This window comes from Streptomyces sp. V4I2 (genome assembly GCF_030817655.1).
Classification (GTDB): Bacteria; Actinomycetota; Actinomycetes; order Streptomycetales; family Streptomycetaceae; genus Streptomyces; species Streptomyces plumbiresistens.
The window spans coordinates 6,520,482-6,541,642 of the sequence record NZ_JAUSZM010000003.1; the positions used below are offsets into that span (position 1 = coordinate 6,520,482).

The following is a 21,161-nucleotide window of genomic DNA, read 5'->3' on the forward strand; positions in this document are numbered from 1 at the left end:
CCGCGATCACATGAGCCGGGCGCCGGGGGCGCGGCTAATTTCACCTAGATTTCCGAGAGGGCTCACGCTCCCATGGCGAAGATCCTGAAGTTCGACGAGGACGCCCGTCGCGCCCTCGAGCGCGGCGTCAACAAGCTCGCTGACACGGTCAAGGTGACGATCGGCCCCAAGGGCCGCAACGTCGTCATCGACAAGAAGTTCGGCGCCCCCACCATCACCAACGACGGCGTCACCATCGCCCGCGAGGTCGAGGTCGACGACCCGTACGAGAACCTCGGTGTCCAGCTGGTGAAGGAGGTGGCGACCAAGACCAACGACGTAGCGGGTGACGGTACGACCACCGCCACCGTGCTGGCCCAGGCGCTGGTCCGCGAGGGCCTGCGGAACGTCGCCGCGGGTGCCTCCCCGGCCGCCCTGAAGAAGGGCATCGACGCCGCGGTCCAGGCGATCTCCGAGGAGCTCCTCGCGACCGCCCGCCCCATCGACGAGAAGTCCGACATCGCCGCCGTCGCCGGTCTGTCCGCCCAGGACAGCCAGGTCGGCGAGCTCATCGCCGAGGCGATGGACAAGGTCGGCAAGGACGGTGTCATCACCGTCGAGGAGTCCAACACCTTCGGTCTGGAGCTGGACTTCACCGAGGGCATGGCCTTCGACAAGGGCTACCTGTCTCCGTACATGGTGTCCGACCAGGAGCGCATGGAGGCCGTCCTCGACGACCCGTACATCCTCATCAACCAGGGCAAGATCTCCTCCATCCAGGATCTGCTGCCGCTGCTCGAGAAGGTCATCCAGGCGGGTGCCTCCAAGCCGCTGCTGATCATCGCCGAGGACGTCGACGGCGAGGCCCTGTCGACCCTGGTCGTGAACAAGATCCGCGGCACCTTCAACGCGGTCGCGGTCAAGGCCCCCGGCTTCGGTGACCGCCGCAAGGCGATGCTGCAGGACCTGGCGGTCCTCACCGGCGCCACGGTCATCTCCGAGGAGGTCGGCCTCAAGCTCGACCAGGTCGGCCTGGACGTGCTGGGCTCCGCCCGCCGCGTCACGGTCACCAAGGACGACACGACCGTCGTCGACGGCGCCGGCAACTCGGCGGACGTCACGGGCCGCGTCAACCAGATCAAGGCCGAGATCGAGAACACCGACTCCGACTGGGACCGCGAGAAGCTCCAGGAGCGCCTCGCGAAGCTGGCCGGCGGCGTGTGCGTGATCAAGGTCGGCGCCGCCACCGAGGTGGAGCTGAAGGAGAAGAAGCACCGCCTGGAGGACGCCATCTCCGCGACCCGCGCCGCGGTCGAGGAGGGCATCGTCTCCGGTGGTGGCTCCGCGCTGGTCCACGCCGCCAAGGTGCTGGAGGGCGGCCTCGGCAAGACCGGCGACGAGGCCACCGGTGTCGCCGTCGTCCGCCGCGCGGTCGTCGAGCCGCTGCGCTGGATCGCGGAGAACGCGGGCCTCGAGGGCTACGTCATCACCGCCAAGGTCGCCGAGCTCGACAAGGGCCAGGGCTTCAACGCCGCGACCGGCGAGTACGGCGACCTGGTCAAGGCCGGCGTCATCGACCCGGTCAAGGTCACCCGCTCCGCCCTGGAGAACGCCGCCTCCATCGCCTCCCTCCTCCTCACGACCGAGACCCTGGTCGTCGAGAAGAAGGAAGAAGAGGAGCCGGCCGCCGGTGGTCACGGCCACGGCCACTCCCACTGAGGCAAGGCACCAAGAGCACGCACGAAGAAGCCCCCGCTCCCTCTGAGGGAGCGGGGGCTTTCCCCTTCGCGGGTCACGGGGTGTGATGCGCGGGTCATGGGAAGTGAAGTGCTGGGGATTCACGGGGTCTGGGCGACTGCCCCCAACTGCTCCAGCAGCCCGGCCCGGTCGTACTGCCACCACCCCTCGCAGATGCTCCCGTCCCGGAACCGGTGCCAGGTCGTCCCGGTCATCGTGACCTCCTGCTCGGTGGCCGCGATCCCCAGGAACTCGCCCGTGTGCCGCCCGGTCCACGTCCACCGCGTGCACACCCGGTCCGCCTCGGCGACCTGGTCGTCCACCCGGAACGAGAAGTCGAAGGAACGCCGCCAGCCGGCGTACTCCTCCCGCGTTCCGCGCAGGCCGAGGTCCTGCGGATTGGCGGGATCATGATCCACGTAGTCGTCCGTGAACCGTTCGAACATGGCCTCCGGCTCGCCCCGCCCGGCCTCCTCGAAGAACTCCCGCGCCACCCCACGGTTGAGCTGCTCGTCCCGCACCACGTCCAGATCGGTGAAGGTCGGCATCCCGTCGCACAGGGCGACCAGCTCCCGGAAGATCCGCTCGGTCTCGGGCAGATTGGAGTTCCGCATCGCCTCCTCGTACGACGGAAACTCCACGATCTCGACGAAGTGCGACGCGTCCGACAGATCCTTCCCGACCACCGCGTGCGTCGCGGTCCGTTTCCCCCGGGTCTGCTCGACCCACCGGTCCATCAGCCGGTTCATCTCGTCGAACCGGCTGGTCCTGCAGTCGATGAGCTGCACAAAGGTCATGACACCACCTCCAGACCCCCCTGGGCCCGGCCGAACAGCACCATTCTCCCACCGTGACGCCCCGGCGCCTCCTGTCCGTTTGGCATCATGACGCCATGCGCTGGTGGGGGAAGCAGCGGTCGGTGGCCGCGGGCGGTGACATCGAGGTGGCCGTCACAGGCGACCACAACCGCGTCCTGCTGGCCCCGCGGGTGCGCTCGTCGTACTGGGAGCAGGTCCGCCGCATCTCTCCGCCCGAACTGGTGGGCCGTGAGCGGGAGTTGGCCGACCTGGCCGTCTTCTGCACCGCGGAGTCCGGCCCGGCGTACGCCTGGTGGCGTGCCGAGGCATGGGCGGGAAAGACGGCCCTGATGTCGTGGTTCGCGCTGCATCCGCCACCGGGTGTGCGGATCGTCCCGTTCTTCGTGACGGCGCGGCTGGGCGCGCAGAACGATGTGGTCGCGTACGTCGACGTCGTACTGGAACAGCTGGCCGAGCTGGCCGGCGAGAGCCTGCCCGCCCACCTGACCGAGTCCACCCGCGAGGCGCATCTCCTGTATCTGTACGGCGCGGCGGCCCACGCCTGCGAGCAGCGCGGCGAACGCCTCGTCCTGCTGGTCGACGGCCTGGACGAGGACCGGGGCGTCACGACCGGCCCCGAGGCGCACAGCATCGCCAGCCTGCTGCCGGCTCACCCGCGAGCCGGGACGCGGGTCCTGGTCGCGGGCCGGCTCAACCCTCCGCTGCCCGGTGACGTACCGGCGGACCATCCCCTGCGCGACCCGGGGATCGTCCGCACGCTGCCGCACTCCCCGTACGCCGAGGCGATCCGCACCGAGGCGGAACGCGAACTGAAGGAGCTGATCGAGGCCGGCGGTCTGGAGTACGACCTGCTGGCCCTGGTGACGGCCGCGGGCGGCGGTCTGACGGCCGAGGACCTGGCGGCGCTGACCGGGGCGGTGCCGTACCGGGTGCGGGACGTGCTGCGGACGCGGGCCGGGCGGACCTTCGGCGTGCGGGTGCGGGTGTACCTCCTGGGCCACGAAGAACTCCAGAGCCAGGCCGAGCAGATGCTCGGGGGCCCCGAACTCGACCGCTACCGCGCCAAGTTGCACTCCTGGGCGGAGCAGTGGCGGGAGTGCGGCTGGCCGCCGGACACGCCGGAGTATCTGCTGCGCGGGTATTTCCGGCTGGTGCGCGCCGCCGAAGACGCGGGCCGGCTGGTGGAGCTGGCCGTCGACGAGGCACGTCATGACCGGATGCTGGAGGTCACGGGCTCGGACGCGGCGGCGCTGACGGAGATACGGAACGCGGGGGAGCGGGTGGCCCAGGACGCGTCCGCCGATCTGTTGTGGCTGCTGCGGCTCGCGGTGCGGCGGACGAGGCTGCGCGACCGGAACACCCGCATATCGGCGACGCTGTGCCGGGCATGGGCCGAGCTGGGGCAGCCGGAGAAGGCGGTGGCGCTCGCGCACGCCGTTCCGTACTCCCATCTGCGCGTGCGCGCACTGGCCGAGGTCGCCCGGGTCCTGCTGACGGGCGGCGAACATCGACAGGCCCTCGCAGCCCTGGCCGACGCGGAGACACAGCTGTACGGCACCAACCTCCAGGACGGACCGGAGGCCCTGGCCGCCGTACTCGAGGCCCTTGTCGCGTGCGGTCCGCAGGCCCGCCACCGTGCGGACCGGCTCGCCGATCGCATCGCCGAGGAGGTGCGGGACAACGAGACGTATCTGGTCGTCGACGTGGTGGGTTTCTGGGCGGACACCGCACGGGCCGCACAGGCGGAGGAGCTGGCCCGTTCGGAGACGAGCGGATCGCGGCGGGCCACCGCGCTCGCCCGCGTTGCGCTGGCCCTGGCGGGCACCGGCGAACATGCCCGGGCGGACGCCTTGTTCGACGAGGTCCGCAGGCTCGTCATCGCCGAGGAGACCGCTTCGCCGGTGGCGAGGATGCTCAGCCGGGCCGGTGCGTTCGCCAGAGCCGAGGCGCTGGTCGATGCCGCCCTCGCGGAGCGTCCCAAGGACCCGAACCTGCTCAGGCTCATGGTCACGTTGTGCGCCGGGAAGGGGGAGCTCGGCCGGGCCGAGGCCTGGGCGGGCAGAATCGACAACGAGTGGCTCCGGCGCGACGCGGAAGCGGAGCTGGCCCGCGCGCTGGTGCGCGACGGCAGGATCGCTGAGGCCCAGGCGTGTGCCGCGCGCATTCCGGCATCGAGCGGTGCCCGCACAGAGGTCGCCGTAGCCGTTGTCGAAGCGCTGGCCGCGACAGGGCGGTACGACGAGGCCGAGGCCGCCGCGGCGGGCCTGGCGAGTCCGTGGGCGGCCACGGACGCGCTGATCCGTGGTGCGGTGGTCCATGCGAAGGCCGGGCATGTCCAAGCGGCCACGAGTCTCATCGCGCGCCTCGAGACCACGATGCGTGACGAGATCCCGACGGGTCACCAGGCGTGGGAGCTCACCGAGGTCGCCGAGGACCTCTGGGACGCCGGGTACGCGTCAGCGGCCCGCGCGGTGCTCGACGGCGTCGAGCGGGTCCTGCCACCCCGTCCCGCGGCGGACGCCTCCGACAAGGACCGGCTCGCGTACGACTCCGTCACCGCCCGGGTCGCCGAAGGGCTGGCCACGGTGGGCGAGTTGAGGCGAGCCGAGGCGCTGCTTCTCACGACCTTCGAGCCGTACCAGTGCGAAGAGGCGTGGCGGGCGATTCTGCGCGGCCTGGCCGAGGCCGCACGGTACGGGGATGCCAAGGTCCTGATGTCGCTGGTGGCGCCGGACCGGCAGCTGGTCGACCTGCTGCGTGCGGAGACGGCCTGGAAACTGGCCGAGGCAGGTCGGACGGCCAAGGCGTCGGAGATCGCCCAGGACATCGAGGGTCCGCACCTGCGGACCGCGGCGTTCGCGGCCGTCGCGGAGGCGATGGCCGTCACGGGCGACCAGGAACAGGCCCTGGAACTGCTCCACGAACTCCAGCAGGCGATGGACGTCAGGCCCAGGGACGTCGCCTCGGACGTCGTCCTGGCATCCACCCGGCTGTACCGCGCGTGGCGAGCCGCGGGCGACGACGACTCGGCACGCGCCGCGCTCCGGACCGCCGTGGACATCGTGACGGACGGGCGTGATGCCCCGGAGGGGGTGATCGCCGCGCTGGTCGACACCGGTTGGGACGACTACGCCGAGGAACTGGTCGAGCAACTGCCCGAAGAGGCCATGGACACCCTGATCGCCTGCCTCGCCGCCGCCGGCCGGCACACCCGCGCCGCACGGCTGGCCCGCCTCGACGACGACCCGCTCCGGGTCGGCCCGTCCGCGGCCGTGGCCCTCGCCCCCGTCGTCGCCCCGGCCGTCGGCTGCGAACTCGCGGTACGTCTCCTCCTCGGTGAGGGCTCGTGGCTCGACGCCCTCCCGGCCGTCGTACGCCTGGAAGCGCGATCGGTTTCCTGGGTCGTCGAGGCCCTGCGCGACCCTACTGCGGCCCGTACTTCCGCCCCGTCCTGGAGCTGAGCCCTCCGAGCAACCCCCGAGGCACCACCTTCACCACTCCCATCATCACCTTGTACCGAGGATCCGGAATCGACACGCTCTTCCCCCGTGCGAGGTCGTTGAGCGCCGCCGCCACCAGCTTGTCCGCGTCCAGCCACATCCATCCCGGGATGTTGTCCGTCCCCATCCCGGCCCGCTGGTGGAATTCCGTCCGCACGAAGCCCGGGCACAGCGCCATCAACCGCACCCCGCTTCCCGCCAGATCCTTCGCCGCCCCCTGGGTGAACTGCACGACCCACGCCTTGGACGCGCCGTACGTTCCGCGGGGCACGAAGGCGGCCACCGACGCGACGTTGACGACGCCTCCGCGGCCGCGCTCGCGCATCGCCTCGGTCGCCGCCGAGGTCAGTCGGAGTACCGCCTCGCAGTGCACCTTGAGCATCATCAGCTCGTCGGCCATGGATACGTCGAGATAGCGGCCCTTGTTGCCGAAGCCCGCGTTGTTGACCAGCAGGTCGACGGGGTTTCTGCGGTCGGCGAGCCGGGCGGCGACCGTCTCGATGCCGTCGTCGGTGGCCAGGTCGGCCGTGACGACCTCCGCCTCGATGCCGTGCCGGTCGTGCAGTTCGGTCGCCTGTTCCCGCAGCCGCCTGGTGTCGCGGGCGACCAGGACGAGGTTGTGCCCGTCCGCCGCCAGCCGTCGCGCGAAGGCGGCACCGATGCCCGCGGTGGAACCCGTGATGAGAGCCGTTGTCATGGCGCAAGGTTAATGACCCGGAGTGCGCGCGTCCGCTCCCTGGAAAGGGCCTTTTGGTGTGTGACGGGCGGGCGAGCGGCAGCCCCGTCGAGTGTTCGTCAGGCTCCGCGCTTCTCTACGTACTTCCGCGCCCACTCCCGCGCCTCGGAGTGCAGCGCCTCGCCCGCCGCCAGCAGCCGCGGCTGCAGCTGCCGCTCGGTGGTGATCGCCCGGAACACCAGGGCCACCGTCACGTCGTGGTCGGGCCGGTGGACGATCTCGACGGGGTCCCCGGCACGGATCTCGCCCGGCTCGATCACCCGCAGGTACGCACCCGAGGCGCCCTTCTGCGTGAACCGCTTCACCCACCGCTGCTCACCCATGTGCCCCTGGAAGGTGAGGCACGGGATCCGCCCGCTGCTGACCTCCAGCACCACCTGCGACCCGACGCGCCAGCGCTCGCCGATCAGCGCGCCGGAGACGTCGATGCCCTCCGTCGTGAGGTTCTCCCCGAAGGCGCCGTTCGCGAGCGTGCGCCCCAGTTCGCGTTCCCAGTCGTCCAGGTCCTCGCGGGCCACCGCGTACACGGCCTGGTCGTTGCCGCCGTGGTGCCGGGTGTCGCACACGGTGTCCCCGGCCAGCCCGCTCGCCCCGACGCCTTTGGGCCCGGGCGCGGCCACCTTCACGGGCGCGTCGGTCGGCCGCTTGTCTATGCCGGTCAGACCCTCCGGCTGGTCCGTGTACGGCACGGCCTTCGCGCGGCCGAGATTCACCGAGAGAAGCTTCATGAGCGCACGGTAGGCGAACCCTCCCCAAAGTGTCGACAGAGTTTTCTGCGAGAGCCCCAAGTTCCGCTTATGCTCACGGGGTGATCGAGGCCCGTCATCTCCGCGTGCTGCGCGCCGTCGCCGCCACCGGCTCCTTCTCGGCGGCGGGGCGCGAACTGGGCTGCACCCAGCCCGCCGTCAGCCAGCAGATGAAGGCCCTGGAGGCGTCCGTCGGCACGCCCCTGCTGATCCGCAGCGGACGCGAGATGCGGCTGACCCAGGCCGGCGAGGCGCTGGTGCGGCATGCCGCCGGGGTCCTCGCCGGGCTCACCGCAGCCGAGGAGGAGGTCGCCGCCATCGCGGGCCTGCGCGCCGGGCGGGTCCGGCTCGTCTCCTTTCCCAGCGGCAGCTCCACCCTCGTACCGACGGCGCTGGCGGCCCTGCGCGCCGCACACCCGGGGACTCGTGTCTCGCTGGAGGAGGCCGAACCGCCGCAGTCCGTCGCCCTGTTGCGCGAGGGCGACTGCGACCTGGCACTCGCCTTCCGGTACGAGGGGGCGGCGGGCGCCGAGGAGTGGGACGACCTCGTCGTACGGCCGCTGCTGACCGACCGGCTCGTCGCCCTCGTACCCGAGCGGCACCGGCTCGCGCGCGCGGAATCCGTCGCCATCGGCGAACTCGCCACGGAACCGTGGATCGCGGGCTGCCCGCGCTGCCGCGGCCAGCTCGTCGAGGTGTGCGAGAGCGCGGGTTTCACCCCTCGCATCGACTTCGCGACCGACGACTATCCGGCGGTGGTGGGCCTGGTGGGCGCCGGTCTCGGCGTCGCCGTCCTGCCCCAGCTCGCCGTCGAGTCCGTACGGCCGCGGGGTGCGCGCACGGTGACGCTGGAACCGGCGGTCCGGCGGGAGATCGTCGCGCTCACGCTGCCCGACCTGGCCCAGGTGCCGGCGGTGGCGGCGACGCTCGACCAGCTGGCGCGCGCGGCCGACCGTTGACGGGGCAAAAATAGGGGCACGCCTGCGCGTGCCCATCCTGCAGAAACGTTCCTTCAGTTGGTCAGTTGCTCGAAGGGTCGTCCCCGGCTGCCGCCGACGCCGACACCAGCCGGTGGCGGGCCCGCCCCATGAGCTCCTCGCGCTCGTCCTCGGTCAGCCCGCCCCAGACGCCGTACGGTTCTCTCACCGCCAGCGCGTGCGCCGCGCACTGCGCGCGGACCGGGCACCTCATGCAGACCTCCTTGGCCGAGTTCTCGCGAGCGCTCCGGGCCGCGCCACGCTCACCCTCCGGATGGAAGAAGAGCGAGCTGTCCACCCCGCGACAGGCGGCCAGGAGCTGCCAGTCCCACAGGTCCGCGTTCGGTCCGGGAAGGCGGGAGAAATCTGCCATTGCGTGACCCCTTGTAGCCGTTCTGGGCGGATACGGTGTCCACGACCGTACATCTACGATCTAAGGAGATGAAAATATGACTCATTGCGAATCTAGCCTCAGACACCAGCGAATGGGAAGAAATGGGTCTGAATGGGGCACGGCTTGTGGCGAAACGTTGTGGGCCCGCCGCACATGTCTGCACCGTGTCCGCGCCCTCACGTAGAGTGCCGAAGATGGCACACGGCCCCGTAACTCTTTCGAGTGACCGTCGTTGAGAGGGCGGAGGCGGTTGAAGCAACAAGAGCTCGGGCAGGCGTCCGAGACGGTCGACCGCACAGGTGACGATTTCGTACCAGCCTGGAGGCTCAAGGTGACGTGCATCAGCTGCGGAGGACGGCCATGACATCCGTCCTCGTCTGCGACGACTCCCCGCTTGCCCGAGAGGCGCTCCGCCGCGCGGTCGCGACCGTGCCCGGCGTCGAGCGCGTGACGACCGCGGCCAACGGCGAGGAAGTCCTCCGCCGCTGGGGCGCCGACCGCTCGGACCTGATTCTGATGGACGTACGCATGCCCGGACTGGGCGGCGTCGAGACGGTCCGGCGGCTGCTGTCCGCCGACCCCGGAGCGCGCATCATCATGCTCACCGTCGCCGAGGATCTGGACGGCGTGGCGCTCGCGGTCGCCGCCGGCGCCCGCGGCTACCTGCACAAGGACGCCTCGCGCGCCGAGTTGCGCGCCACCGTGACGCAGGCCCTCGCCGACCCGACCTGGCGGCTGGCCCCGCGCCGGCTGCGCTCCGCCGAGATGGGCGCCGCGCCGACGCTCACCGCGCGCGAGATCCAGGTCCTCGAAGGCATGAGCCACGGCCGCTCGAACGCCGAGATCGGCCGCGAGCTGTTCCTCTCCGAGGACACCGTCAAGACCCACGCCCGACGGCTCTTCAAGAAGCTCGGCGCCTCGGACCGCGCGCACGCCGTGGCGCTCGGTTTCCGCTGGGGCCTGGTGCGCTAGGTCCCCCGCGTGGGTTGTAGCGGGGGTGCGGAAATCCCCGCCTACCTCATGGTGGGCGGGGGTGACAACGGGGCCCGCCGGGTGCCCGCTGCCCGTTTCGGCGCGGATGCCGCATCCTTGAGGGTGTGGAGTTCCTCGGGGACGAGTCGATCGAGCGGGAGGGGAGGGCGCAAGGGATGAGTTCCGGCGCACCTGCTCATAACGCTTCGGTGCACAACGACCAGGGCGATGCCACGCATCGGACGCCGCCAAGGCACCATGGACCGATGCGCGACGACGAGGCGGGCACTGCCCGAGGGGCGATCGGTGCGCTCGTCCACCGCGCCGTAGACGGGGACGAGCAGGCCACGCATGACCTGCTCGCCCATGTCCACCCCTTGGCGCTGCGCTACTGCCGTACCCGTCTGTCCCGTCTCCCGGGCGACGCCCGGCACTTCGTCGAGGACCTCGCCCAGGAAGTCTGCGTGGCGGTCCTCCTCGCTCTGCCGCGCTACCGGGACACCGGCCGCCCCTTCGAGGCGTTCGTCTTCGCCATCGCCGCGCACAAGGTCGCCGACCTGCAACGGGCGGCGATGCGGCACCCCGGCTCGACGGCCGTCCCCTCGAACGAGATGCCGGAACGGCCGGACGACTCGCTCGGCCCGGAAGAGCGGGCGCTGCTCAGCAGCGACGCCGAATGGGCCAAGAAGCTCCTGGCCAACCTGCCCGAGAACCAGCGGGAGCTGTTGCTGCTGCGGATCGCGGTGGGCCTCACGGCCGAGGAGACCGGCCAGATGTTGGGAATGTCACCCGGAGCGGTCCGGGTCGCCCAGCACCGCGCACTGAGCAGGCTGCGGGCGCTGGCCGAGCAGTAGGCGTCCGCTGGGCGCCGCCCCTGATGAACGGGCGTCCACCGGAGTCCGTACGAACATACGAAGCCCGGAGTCACCCGGCACCGTGGAATTCGGGAGGTGAGCTTCCCGTTAGCATGGACATCCGCACCGATCAAGGCCATTTGGGGAAGGTGTCATGACTGCCAACGTCGACGGAGTGCCCGGAAAATTCGCGACACTCGGGCTGACCTACGACGACGTGCTGCTGCTGCCGGGCCCGTCGGACATGGCACCCGACGAGATCGACACCGCCTCGTACGTCTCCAAGAACGTGCGGGTCAACATCCCGCTGCTGTCCGCCGCCATGGACAAGGTCACCGAGTCGCGCATGGCGATCGCGATGGCCCGCCAGGGCGGCGTCGGCGTTCTGCACCGCAACCTCTCCATCGAGGACCAGGCCAACCAGGTCGACCTGGTGAAGCGCTCCGAGTCCGGCATGGTGGCCGACCCGATCACGATCCACCCGGACGCCACGCTCGGCGAGGCCGACGCCCTGTGCGCCAAGTTCCGCATCAGCGGCGTCCCGGTGACCGACGGCAACAAGAAGCTGCTCGGCATCGTCACCAACCGCGACATGGCCTTCGAGACCGACCGGGCGCGCCGGGTGCGCGAGGTCATGACGCCGATGCCGCTGGTCACCGGCAAGGTCGGCATCTCCGGTGTCGAGGCCATGGAGCTGCTGCGCAAGCACAAGATCGAGAAGCTTCCGCTGGTCGACGAGGGCGGTGTCCTCAAGGGCCTGATCACGGTCAAGGACTTCGTGAAGGCGGAGAAGTACCCGAACGCCGCGAAGGACGGCGAGGGCCGCCTGCTGGTCGGCGCCGCGGTCGGCGTGGCCGGTGACGCCTTCGAGCGAGCCCAGGCCCTGATCGAGGCGGGCGCCGACTTCATCGTCGTCGACACCGCGCACGGCCACTCCCGCCTGGTCGGCGACATGGTCGCCAAGATCAAGTCGAACTCGACGGGCATCGACGTCATCGGCGGCAACATCGCCACCCGTGACGGCGCCAAGGCGCTCATCGACGCCGGTGTCGACGGCATCAAGGTCGGCGTCGGCCCCGGCTCCATCTGTACGACCCGGGTCGTCGCCGGCATCGGCGTCCCGCAGGTCACCGCCATCTACGAGGCGGCCCTCGCCGCCAAGGAGGCCGGCGTCCCGGTCATCGGCGACGGCGGCCTCCAGTACTCCGGCGACATCGCCAAGGCCCTGGTCGCGGGTGCCGACACGGTGATGCTGGGCTCGCTGCTCGCGGGCTGCGAGGAGTCGCCGGGCGAGCTGATGTTCATCAACGGCAAGCAGTTCAAGTCGTACCGCGGCATGGGGTCGCTCGGCGCCATGCAGTCCCGCGGCGACCGCAAGTCCTTCTCCAAGGACCGCTACTTCCAGGAGGGCGTCGCCTCCGACGAGCAGCTCGTCCCCGAGGGCATCGAGGGCCAGGTGCCCTACCGCGGCCCGCTCTCCTCGGTCGTCCACCAGCTGGTCGGCGGCCTGCGCCAGTCGATGTTCTACGTCGGCGGCCGGACCGTCCCCGAGCTCCAGGACAACGGCCGGTTCGTCCGGATCACCTCGGCGGGTCTCAAGGAGAGCCACCCGCACGACATCCAGATGACCGTCGAGGCGCCCAACTACAGCCGCAGCAAGTGACCCGCACGCGCGCGTGAAGCAGGCCGAGGGCGGCTCCGGAGCATCCGGGGCCGCCCTTGTCGTACCTGTCGGCGATACTGGAAGACGCTGAAACGCATCAGGGAAAGGCCACACACGTGACTGAGATCGAGATCGGGCGCGGCAAGCGCGGCCGCCGGGCGTACGCCTTCGACGACATCGCCGTCGTCCCCAGCCGCCGTACGCGGGACCCGAAGGAGGTCTCGATCGCCTGGCAGATCGACGCCTACCGATTCGAGCTGCCGTTCCTGGCCGCCCCCATGGACTCGGTCGTCTCCCCGGCCACCGCGATCCGTATCGGTGAGCTCGGCGGCCTCGGCGTGCTGAACCTCGAGGGCCTGTGGACGCGGCACGAGGACCCGCAGCCGCTGCTGGACGAGATCGTCGGCCTGCCGGTCGAGGCCGCGACCCGCCGCCTCCAGGAGATCTACGCCGCTCCCATCAAGGAGGAGCTGATCGGGCAGCGCCTCAAGGAGGTGCGCGACTCGGGCGTGGTCACCGCCGCCGCGCTCTCCCCGCAGCGCACCGCCCAGTTCTCCAAGGCGGTCGTGGACGCGGGCGTGGACATCTTCGTCATCCGCGGTACGACGGTCTCGGCGGAGCACGTCTCCGGCTCGCACGAGCCGCTGAACCTGAAGCAGTTCATCTACGAGCTCGACGTCCCGGTGATCGTCGGCGGCTGCGCCACGTACACCGCGGCCCTGCACCTGATGCGCACCGGTGCGGCCGGCGTCCTGGTCGGCTTCGGCGGCGGCGCGGCGCACACCACGCGCAACGTGCTGGGCATCCAGGTCCCGATGGCGACGGCGGTGGCCGACGTGGCCGCTGCCCGCCGTGACTACATGGACGAGTCCGGCGGCCGGTACGTGCACGTGATCGCCGACGGCGGCGTCGGCTGGTCCGGCGACCTTCCCAAGGCCATCGCCTGCGGCGCCGACGCGGTGATGATGGGCTCCCCGCTGGCCCGCGCCACCGACGCGCCGGGCAAGGGCCACCACTGGGGCATGGAGGCGGTGAACGAGGAGCTGCCGCGCGGCAAGAAGGTCGACCTCGGCACGGTCGGCACGATCGAGGAGGTCCTCGCCGGCCCGTCCCACACGCCGGACGGCTCGATGAACTTCTTCGGGGCGCTGCGGCGGGCGATGGCCACGACCGGGTACAGCGAGCTGAAGGAGTTCCAGCGCGTCGAGGTGACGGTGGCGGACTCCGTGCACCGGCGCTAGTCGGCACGACGTGAAGGGGCCGCCCACCATCAGGTGGGCGGCCCCTTCCGTACGCGGCGGGTGCGTACCGGGTGCGTCGTTACGCGGCGGCCTTCTTGGCGCCGGAGAACGCGGCGAACGCGCCGACGCCGAGGAACACGAAGGTCAGCAGGTCGGCCTCGTCGCTCCAGCTCTTGGTCACCACGTCGAAGTGGTCCGTGAGGATCGTCATCACGGACATGCCGCTCGCGTCGGCGCCAATCATGGCGATGCCGATGAGCTGGCCCGCGTAGACGGCCCCGAGCGACAAGACCGCGCTCACCACGGGCAGCACCGGGTGGGGGCCGCCGAGCTTGCCCGCGGCGAGGCCGATGAGGAAGCCGACGCCGACGGCCGCGTAGCCGATCTCGTACTCGGTGGCGCCGACGATGGCGCCGTAGATGCCGGCGGTGACCAGGGCTGCGACGACGGCGACGACCAGGCCGAGGGCGACATTGCCGCGGGCCGGGGCGGGCGGCGCCGGGGCGAACGGTGCCGGGGGAGGCGGCATGGCTCCCGGCTGCTGGGCGTACGGGTTGCCCTCGGCCGGCTGCTGCGCGTACGGGTTGCCCTCGGCCGGCTGCGGCGGCGGCGTTGACTGGGTCATGACAGAAATCCCCCCATGTCCCTCGCGGGACCGGTGAACGAGCGGTGTGGTGCGCGCACGAACGTGCGACGGACTCGGGTACGCATGTGCGACGAGTCGCCGAAGACTAGCAGGCAGCCCTGCCCGGTTCACCCGGAAATTCGCCCTCAGATCCGGTGGGCCGCCCCGGTCGGCGTCGCCCCTCGCGTGTCCAGCAGCAACTGCGCCTTCACCGACAGGCCCTGGAGGTCGTACGTGCGGTGGTTCTGGAGGAGGATCGTGAGGTCGGCGTCGGCGGCGGCCTCGTAGAGGGAGTCCGCGCGGGGGACGGGGCGGTCCAGGACGTTCCAGGACGGGACGTGCGGGTCGTGGTAGCTGACGGAGGCGCCGAGCTCCATCAGGCGGGTCGCGATCTCCTGGGCGGGCGTGGACTGCTGGTCGGCGAGGTCGGGCTTGTAGGTGACGCCGAGGAGGAGGACGCGGGCGCCGCGCGCCGACTTGCCGTGTTCGTTGAGGAGGGCGGCGGCGCGCTGGATGACGTAACGCGGCATCTGGTGGTTGACCTGCTGGGCGAGTTCGACCATGCGCAGGGTGCGGCCGGCCTGGGCGGTGAGGTCCTGGGGGACGGCGTGGCCGCCGACGCCGGGGCCGGGGCGGAAGGCCTGGAAGCCGAATGGTTTGGTCTCCGCGCAGCGGATGACGTCCCAGAGGTCGACGCCCAAGTCGTGGCACAGGACGGCCATTTCGTTGACGAGGGCGATGTTGACGTGCCGGTAGTTGGTCTCCAGGAGCTGCACGGTCTCCGCTTCGCGCGGTCCACGCGCGCGTACCACCTTGTCGGTGAGACGGCCGTAGAAGGCGGCGGCGGACTCGGTGCAGGCGGGGGTGAGGCCGCCGATCACCTTGGGGGTGGTGGCGGGGGTGAAGTCGCGGTTGCCGGGGTCGACGCGGCTGGGGGAGTAGGCGAGGTGGAAGTCGCGGCCCGCGCGCAGCCCGGAGCCCTCTTCGAGGAGGGGGCGCAGGAAGTCCTCCGTGGTGCCCGGCTGGACGGGCGACTCCAGGATGACCGTGGTGTGCGGGCGCAGGTGTGCGGCCAGGGTGCGGGCGGCCGCCTCCACCTGAGTGAGGTCGAGTCCGCCGTCCGCTCCCCGTGGGGTGGGGGAGCAGATGACGGCGGTGCGTACCCGGCCGAGTTCGGCGGGCGAGGTGGTCGGCCGGAAGCCCCCCGAGAGCATCCGGCGCAGTTCGGCGGGGCTGAGGGAGCCGGCCTCGGGGCCGGTGCGGTAGCCGATCGTGGGGATGCCGGCGGCGACGGCGGCCTGGGCCAGGGGCAGTCCGTAGGGGCCGAGTCCGATCACGGCGAGATCTGCGGGCATGGCGTGGGCCGTCCTTCCCAGTAACCGAAGCGGGACAGGTGCGCAAGCCCTGTGGACAGGATGGGCGAGTGCAATGTCAGACTAGGAGTAAATATGACCGATATGCTGGATTGATGACGTGTGTCTTCGCGTCGGTCGGTGAGTGTTGTTCCGCGGGTCCGTGAAAGTTGTCCACAGGCTGGGGGCCCCTGGTGGCTGAACTCGGGCAAGCCGGTCAGAATTTGGGCATGGGGGAAATGAACCGGGCCACTCCTCAAGGGTGACACCGGCACGACCGACAGCGGGAGGCAGCGGTGAGGACAGCGACACTGGGCCCGGCGCAACGCGCCGAGTCACTCGCATCAATGGCCGAGCGCGAGCTGGACGTGCTGGTGGTGGGCGCGGGAGTGGTCGGCGCGGGCACCGCGCTCGACGCCGTGACCCGGGGCCTGTCCGTCGGCCTGGTCGAAGCGCGTGACTGGGCGTCGGGCACGTCGAGCAGGTCCAGCAAGCTGATCCACGGCGGCCTGCGCTATCTGGAGATGCTCGACTTCGCGCTGGTCCGCGAGGCGCTGAAGGAGCGCGGCCTGCTGCTGGAGCGGCTCGCGCCGCATCTGGTCAAGCCGGTGCCCTTCCTGTACCCGCTTCAGCACCGGGGCTGGGAGCGGCTGTACGCCGGGTCGGGCGTCGCTCTCTACGACGGCATGTCGATGGCCCGCGGACACGGCCGGGGCCTGCCCGTTCACCGGCATCTGAGCCGCCGTCACGCCCTCCGGATCGCTCCCGCCTTGAAGAAGGACGCGCTGGTCGGCGCCTTGCAGTACTACGACGCCCAGATGGACGACGCCCGCTTCGTGGCGACCCTGGTGCGTACGTCGGCGGCCTACGGCGCGAAGGTCGCCAACCGCGCGCGCGTGACCGGATTCCTGCGCGAGGGCGAGCGCGTGGTCGGCGCCCGGGTGCAGGACGTCGAGGCGGGCGGGGAGTACGAGGTCCGCGCCAAGCAGGTCGTGAACGCGACCGGTGTGTGGACCGACGACACCCAGGCGATGGTGGGAGAGCGCGGGCAGTTCCACGTCCGGGCGTCCAAGGGCATCCACCTGGTCGTGCCCAAGGACCGCATCACCTCCTCGAGCGGCCTGATCCTGCGCACCGAGAAGTCCGTCCTGTTCGTCATCCCGTGGGGCCGCCACTGGATCATCGGTACGACGGACACCGGCTGGGACCTCGACAAGGCGCACCCGGCCGCGTCCAGCGCCGACATCGACTATCTCCTCGAGCACGTCAACTCGGTGCTCTCGGTGCCGCTGACCAGGGACGACGTCCAGGGTGTGTACGCGGGCCTGAGGCCCCTGCTGGCCGGCGAGTCGGACGCCACCAGCAAGCTGTCGCGCGAACACACCGTGGCGCATCCGGCACCCGGGCTCGTGGTGGTGGCAGGCGGCAAGTACACGACGTACCGGGTGATGGCCAAGGACGCGGTGGACGAGGCGGTGCACGGGCTCGACATGCGCGTCGCCGAGTGCGTGACGGAGGACGTACCGCTGCTCGGCGCCGAGGGGTATCGGGCGCTGTGGAACGCGCGAGCGCGGATCGCCGCGCGGACGGGGCTTCACACGGTGCGCGTGGAACACCTGCTGAATCGGTACGGCGCGCTGGCGGAGGAGGTGCTCGACCTCATCGCCTCGGACACCTCGCTCGGCGAACCCCTTCATGCGGCCGACGACTATCTGCGCGCCGAGATCGTGTACGCCGCCTCGCACGAGGGTGCGCGGCACCTGGACGACGTGCTGACCCGGCGCACCCGCATCTCCATCGAGACCTTCGACCGGGGCACCCGCAGCGCCCGTGAGGCCGCCGAGCTGATGGCGCCGGTGCTGGGCTGGGACAAGGACCAGATCGAGCGCGAGGTCGAGCACTACGAGAAGCGGGTGGAGGCAGAGCGGGAGTCGCAGCGCCAGCCGGACGACCTGACGGCGGACGCGGCGCGGCTGGGGGCGCCGGACATCGTGCCGCTGTAGGGCTTCCGGCTGGGGTGACCGAGCCCCGGCCCACCGCGCCCATGTCACCCGAACGGGTGTCGTGAACCGGGATCTTCGTTCGGAACCCGGCCGTTCTACGAGGTGCGGGGGCAGAACTCGGCGGCGAGCAGCCGGCGTTCGAGGCCGGGATCTGCCAGCGCCGTCGTGTTCACGCGGAAGGTGAGGACACGGCGGCCGTCCACCGTGGCTGCGGTGCGCACGTAGCTGCCGGTGATGCGGCCGTTGTGCCCCCACACCGTCGTGCCGCACGGCAGCTTCACCGGGTAGAGGCCCATGCCGTACGAGCCGTGTGCGGTGCGGGTGTCGAGCATCTCGCGCAGCCAGTGCGGGGGCAGGAGCCGTCCGCCGAGCAGGGCGGCGTAGAAGCGGTCCAGGTCGGCGAGCGTGGTCACCAGCTCGCCCGCGGCGCCGGCCACCCGCGGGTCGAGTTCGGTGACGTCGGTTCCGTCGGCGGCGTAGGCGCGGCCGTGCGGGGAGGGGAGAGTCGGGCGAGAGCCAGGGAAGGAGGTGCCCGTCAGACCCAGCGGAGCGATGACCCGGCGCTCGGCCTCGGCGGCGTACGAGCGACCGGTGACCTGCTTGACGACCAGGCCGAGCAGGACGTAGTTGGTGTTCGAGTAGGAGTAGCGGCCGGGGTCGGCCGGGGGGTGGGTGAGTGCGATGCGTACGGCTTGAAGAGGGGCAACGGGGACGACGCCGCCGGTGTCCGCGGTGAAGTCGTACAGGCCGCTGGTGTGGGTGAGCAGGGCACGCAGGGTCAGCGCGCGGCCGTCGTTGCCCGCTCCCCGCACCAGACCGGGCAGGTGCTGCTCCACGGTGTCGGACAGTTTCAGCCGGTGTTCGGCGGCCAGTTGCAGGACGACCGTCGCGATGAAGGTCTTCGTGATGCTGCCGGCCCGGAAGTGCTGGGCGCGGGCGATGCCCGGACCGCTCTGGACATAGCGGGTGCCTGTCTCTTCGCGGGCCAGCAGGGCCGCGGCGGGGGCGCCACCCCGCGTGACCAGCAGCGGAAGGACGGCGTCCGTGGGCGGGGCGGTGGGTGCCGAGGAGGCTGCGGAACCCAGGGCGAGCAGGACCAGGCACACGGGCAGGGCCGACAGCGTCCGTAGCGGTGGCATCGCGCGTGTCCTCCCTTGTCGCGGCCCATCATGCAGGGCGGTGGAACGGGAGGTTCACCGGGGCACCGTGTGAAGGGCCACAGGTGCGGTCAGGGGCACCCTGGGCGTTGGGCACTTGTCGGGTGAGGGACAATGGAGGCTCTGTCAGGGCGGGTTGCATGAGGGGACGCATGTCGGAGGCGGAGCGGGCGGGGACATCCCGTCAGGAGACTCGTCAGGACAACCACGAGCGTCTCCTCGCAGGGCGGTACCGGCTGGGAGGGGTGCTCGGCCGCGGTGGCATGGGCACGGTGTGGCGCGCCGAGGACGAGACCCTGGGTCGGACGGTCGCCGTCAAGGAGCTGCGGTTCCCGTCGAACATCGACGAGGACGAGAAGCGACGGCTGATCACGCGCACGCTGCGCGAGGCCAAGGCGATCGCGCGGATCCGCAACAACAGCGCGGTGACGGTCTTCGACGTGGTCGACGAGGACGACCGGCCGTGGATCGTGATGGAGCTCGTCGAGGGCAAGTCGCTCGCCGAGGTCATCCGGGAGGACGGCCTGCTGGAGCCCAGGCGCGCCGCGGAGGTCGGTCTGGCGGTCCTCGACGTCCTGCGGTCCGCGCACCGCGAGGGCATCCTGCACCGTGACGTGAAGCCGTCGAACGTGCTGATCTCCGACGACGGCCGGGTCGTGCTCACCGACTTCGGCATCGCCCAGGTCGAGGGCGACCCGTCCATCACCTCGACCGGCATGCTCGTCGGCGCGCCCTCCTACATCTCCCCGGAGCGGGCCCGTGGGCACAAGCCGGGACCGGCGGCCGACCTGTGGTCGCTGGGCGGGCTGCTGTACGCGTCGGTCGAGGGGGCGCCGCCGTACGACAAGGGGTCGGCGATCGCGACCCTCACCGCGGTGATGACCGAGCCGCTGGAGGAGCCGAAGAACGCCGGGCCGCTGAAGGACGTCATCTACGGCCTGCTCAACAAGGATCCCGCCAAGCGGCTCGACGACGCGGGCGCGCGGGCGATGCTCAACGCCGTGATCCACGCACCCGAGCCGAAGGCGGCCGAGCCGGAGCCGGAGCCGGACGCGACGAAGGTCGTGCCGCTGCCCCCGCAGCCCGACGAGCGGGCGGACCGGGGCAAGCGGGGCGAGGAGGCCGGCGAGCGGTTCCGCGGAGCCCTGCGTTCCGTGCGGAAGGCCGCCGGGGCGGCGGGTGCCGTGGCGTCCTCCGCGGCCGCGTCCCGGACCAAGTCCAGGGAAGGTACGACCGATTCGGGTTCGGATTCGGGCGCCGGTTCGGGATCGGGTTCGGATTCCGGTTCCGGTTCGGGGGACAGCGGTACCGCTGTCTCTGGGGCCGGTGGTGCTGCGTCGGGTACGTCGGGATCCGGAGCGGGTGGACGTACGGCGGACTCCGCGGCCGGCGGTGGTACGGGCGCCTCGGGTGCCGGTGCGGCCGGCTCCTCGGGGAAGGCCGCGTCGAGCGGGGCCGCGGGCTCGGGCTCGGCTTCCGGTGGGGTGCCCGGCCCTCGTGACCCGGGTGCGCGGGAAGCTGGTACGGCCGCGGGTGGCGCGGGGGCCAACGCGTCGACGGGTGGGCGTAGTTCCGGCTGGCCCGTGATGACGCCGCCGGATCTGCCGCCGCGGCCCGTGCCGAGGGCGCCGCTCACCGATGTGGTGCCGCGACGGACGCTGGTGATCATCGCGGTGGTCCTGGCGCTCGCCGTGATCGGCACCGTGCTGGCCCTCACCCTCGGTGACGACGGCGGCTCGGACGGGGCGAAGGGCAGTGGCAGCAAGGTGTCGGCCAGTGCGAGCGCGAGTGCCGACACCAAGGAGGACGAGAACGGCGGTACGGGTACGGACGGCTCGGCGACCGAGTCCGCGGGCGCCGGGAGCACGGCGAGCGCCGACGCGAGCGCGTCCGGCGGCAGTGGCTCGGCCGAAGGCTCTTCCGGTTCCGGCGGCGGCGCCGCGGTGAAGACGACGCACCAGGGGAGCCAGGGGTACTCGATCGGGCTGCCCGAGGGATGGAAGTACCAGTCGGCGGGGTCGGCGGGGGACCGTTTCACCGGGCCCGACGGACAGAAGCTGCTCGTGGCCTGGACGTCCACGCCGAAGGGCGACCCGGTGGCGGACTGGAAGAGCCAGGAGCGCTACATGACGCGCTCTCAGTACGAGAGGATCCGAATAGAGGAGGTGGACTACCGCGGCTGGAACACGGCCGACTGGGAGTTCACCTACTCGGAGAGCGGCACGAAGTACCGGACGATCGACCGGGGGTTCGTCGTCAACGGCCAACTCGGATATGCGCTGATGTACACGGCGAAGGACGCCCAGTGGGGCAGCGAGCTGCGCGAGGGGACCTGGCAGACGCTGGCGGAGACGTTCGAACCGAAGTCGTGAGGCGGCGTGGGGCGGGGCGGGGTGTGATCGACACC

The 21,161-nt window shown here is 71.2% G+C and carries 16 protein-coding genes; 9 read left to right on the forward strand and 7 right to left on the reverse strand.

The annotated features are described in order from the left end of the window. The first annotated feature begins 72 nt into the window (after positions 1-72). A complete protein-coding gene (groL, locus tag QFZ76_RS31065) occupies positions 73-1,698 on the forward strand; it encodes a chaperonin GroEL (protein ID WP_307676786.1) in 1,626 nt (541 codons plus the stop codon). Between the two features lie 119 nt (positions 1,699-1,817). Here groL and QFZ76_RS31070 read toward each other — a convergent pair whose 3' ends face one another. After that, a complete protein-coding gene (locus tag QFZ76_RS31070) occupies positions 1,818-2,513 on the reverse strand; it encodes an ester cyclase (RefSeq protein ID WP_307676787.1) in 696 nt (231 codons plus the stop codon). Between the two features lie 95 nt (positions 2,514-2,608). On the opposite strand from QFZ76_RS31070, the gene QFZ76_RS31075 reads away from it, so the two are divergent. Then, on the forward strand, positions 2,609-5,995 hold the full coding sequence (locus QFZ76_RS31075) for a hypothetical protein (RefSeq protein ID WP_307676788.1): 3,387 nt from the start codon (positions 2,609-2,611) through the stop codon (positions 5,993-5,995). On the opposite strand, the gene QFZ76_RS31080 is transcribed toward QFZ76_RS31075, so the two are convergent. Continuing rightward, on the reverse strand, positions 5,958-6,731 hold the full coding sequence (locus QFZ76_RS31080; RefSeq protein WP_307676789.1) for an SDR family oxidoreductase: 774 nt from the start codon (positions 6,729-6,731) through the stop codon (positions 5,958-5,960). The genes QFZ76_RS31075 and QFZ76_RS31080 overlap by 38 nt on opposite strands. Before the next feature lie 98 nt (positions 6,732-6,829). Next, positions 6,830-7,498, reverse strand: coding sequence for an MOSC domain-containing protein (locus tag QFZ76_RS31085; RefSeq protein ID WP_307676790.1), 669 nt, complete (start codon positions 7,496-7,498; stop codon positions 6,830-6,832). Between the two features lie 80 nt (positions 7,499-7,578). Between QFZ76_RS31085 and QFZ76_RS31090 the strand changes: the two genes are divergently transcribed. Then, positions 7,579-8,475, forward strand: a complete 897-nt coding sequence (locus QFZ76_RS31090; protein WP_307676791.1) for a LysR family transcriptional regulator — start codon at positions 7,579-7,581, stop codon at positions 8,473-8,475. Between the two features lie 61 nt (positions 8,476-8,536). Here the strand turns inward: QFZ76_RS31090 and QFZ76_RS31095 are convergent, their stop codons facing one another. Further along, positions 8,537-8,866, reverse strand: coding sequence for a WhiB family transcriptional regulator (locus QFZ76_RS31095; protein WP_307676793.1), 330 nt, complete (start codon positions 8,864-8,866; stop codon positions 8,537-8,539). 381 nt (positions 8,867-9,247) lie between these two features. On the opposite strand from QFZ76_RS31095, the gene QFZ76_RS31100 reads away from it, so the two are divergent. The 4 genes from QFZ76_RS31100 to QFZ76_RS31115 all read left to right on the forward strand — a co-directional run bounded on the left by QFZ76_RS31100 (position 9,248) and on the right by QFZ76_RS31115 (position 13,617). Continuing rightward, positions 9,248-9,859, forward strand: coding sequence for a response regulator transcription factor (locus QFZ76_RS31100; RefSeq protein ID WP_003948568.1), 612 nt, complete (start codon positions 9,248-9,250; stop codon positions 9,857-9,859). A 266-nt stretch (positions 9,860-10,125) separates the two neighbouring features. Continuing rightward, positions 10,126-10,713, forward strand: a complete 588-nt coding sequence (locus QFZ76_RS31105) for a sigma-70 family RNA polymerase sigma factor (RefSeq protein ID WP_307676794.1) — start codon at positions 10,126-10,128, stop codon at positions 10,711-10,713. A 154-nt stretch (positions 10,714-10,867) separates the two neighbouring features. Further along, positions 10,868-12,376: an IMP dehydrogenase gene (guaB, locus tag QFZ76_RS31110; RefSeq protein WP_307676795.1), complete on the forward strand. Its 1,509-nt coding sequence runs from the start codon at positions 10,868-10,870 to the stop codon at positions 12,374-12,376. Positions 12,377-12,492: 116 nt separating this feature from the next. After that, positions 12,493-13,617, forward strand: a complete 1,125-nt coding sequence (locus QFZ76_RS31115; protein ID WP_307676796.1) for a GuaB3 family IMP dehydrogenase-related protein — start codon at positions 12,493-12,495, stop codon at positions 13,615-13,617. 79 nt (positions 13,618-13,696) lie between these two features. On the opposite strand, the gene QFZ76_RS31120 is transcribed toward QFZ76_RS31115, so the two are convergent. Continuing rightward, positions 13,697-14,242: a hypothetical protein gene (locus tag QFZ76_RS31120; RefSeq protein WP_307676797.1), complete on the reverse strand. Its 546-nt coding sequence runs from the start codon at positions 14,240-14,242 to the stop codon at positions 13,697-13,699. A 146-nt stretch (positions 14,243-14,388) separates the two neighbouring features. Then, positions 14,389-15,597, reverse strand: coding sequence for a nucleotide sugar dehydrogenase (locus tag QFZ76_RS31125; protein ID WP_307676798.1), 1,209 nt, complete (start codon positions 15,595-15,597; stop codon positions 14,389-14,391). Between the two features lie 293 nt (positions 15,598-15,890). Between QFZ76_RS31125 and QFZ76_RS31130 the strand changes: the two genes are divergently transcribed. Beyond that, complete coding sequence (locus QFZ76_RS31130) at positions 15,891-17,597, forward strand: glycerol-3-phosphate dehydrogenase/oxidase (protein WP_307676799.1); 1,707 nt, start codon at positions 15,891-15,893, stop codon at positions 17,595-17,597. 95 nt (positions 17,598-17,692) lie between these two features. On the opposite strand, the gene QFZ76_RS31135 is transcribed toward QFZ76_RS31130, so the two are convergent. Beyond that, a complete protein-coding gene (locus QFZ76_RS31135; protein WP_307676800.1) occupies positions 17,693-18,736 on the reverse strand; it encodes a serine hydrolase in 1,044 nt (347 codons plus the stop codon). Between the two features lie 170 nt (positions 18,737-18,906). On the opposite strand from QFZ76_RS31135, the gene QFZ76_RS31140 reads away from it, so the two are divergent. After that, positions 18,907-21,126: a serine/threonine-protein kinase gene (locus tag QFZ76_RS31140; RefSeq protein WP_307676801.1), complete on the forward strand. Its 2,220-nt coding sequence runs from the start codon at positions 18,907-18,909 to the stop codon at positions 21,124-21,126. Positions 21,127-21,161 lie beyond the last annotated feature (35 nt).

What these genes read in the sequence shown, in the direction of transcription:
- QFZ76_RS31125 (WP_307676798.1), bottom strand. Translation starts at nt 15,597, where the DNA reads ATGCCCGCAGATCTCGCCGTGATCGGACTCGGCCCCTACGGACTGCCC.
- QFZ76_RS31140 (WP_307676801.1), top strand. Translation starts at nt 18,907, where the DNA reads ATGTCGGAGGCGGAGCGGGCGGGGACATCCCGTCAGGAGACTCGTCAG.
- QFZ76_RS31075 (WP_307676788.1), top strand. Translation starts at nt 2,609, where the DNA reads ATGCGCTGGTGGGGGAAGCAGCGGTCGGTGGCCGCGGGCGGTGACATC.
- groL (WP_307676786.1), top strand. Translation starts at nt 73, where the DNA reads ATGGCGAAGATCCTGAAGTTCGACGAGGACGCCCGTCGCGCCCTCGAG.
- QFZ76_RS31095 (WP_307676793.1), bottom strand. Translation starts at nt 8,866, where the DNA reads ATGGCAGATTTCTCCCGCCTTCCCGGACCGAACGCGGACCTGTGGGAC.
- QFZ76_RS31105 (WP_307676794.1), top strand. Translation starts at nt 10,126, where the DNA reads ATGCGCGACGACGAGGCGGGCACTGCCCGAGGGGCGATCGGTGCGCTC.
- guaB (WP_307676795.1), top strand. Translation starts at nt 10,868, where the DNA reads ATGACTGCCAACGTCGACGGAGTGCCCGGAAAATTCGCGACACTCGGG.
- QFZ76_RS31070 (WP_307676787.1), bottom strand. Translation starts at nt 2,513, where the DNA reads ATGACCTTTGTGCAGCTCATCGACTGCAGGACCAGCCGGTTCGACGAG.
- QFZ76_RS31085 (WP_307676790.1), bottom strand. Translation starts at nt 7,498, where the DNA reads ATGAAGCTTCTCTCGGTGAATCTCGGCCGCGCGAAGGCCGTGCCGTAC.
- QFZ76_RS31135 (WP_307676800.1), bottom strand. Translation starts at nt 18,736, where the DNA reads ATGCCACCGCTACGGACGCTGTCGGCCCTGCCCGTGTGCCTGGTCCTG.
- QFZ76_RS31120 (WP_307676797.1), bottom strand. Translation starts at nt 14,242, where the DNA reads ATGACCCAGTCAACGCCGCCGCCGCAGCCGGCCGAGGGCAACCCGTAC.
- QFZ76_RS31100 (WP_003948568.1), top strand. Translation starts at nt 9,248, where the DNA reads ATGACATCCGTCCTCGTCTGCGACGACTCCCCGCTTGCCCGAGAGGCG.
- QFZ76_RS31080 (WP_307676789.1), bottom strand. Translation starts at nt 6,731, where the DNA reads ATGACAACGGCTCTCATCACGGGTTCCACCGCGGGCATCGGTGCCGCC.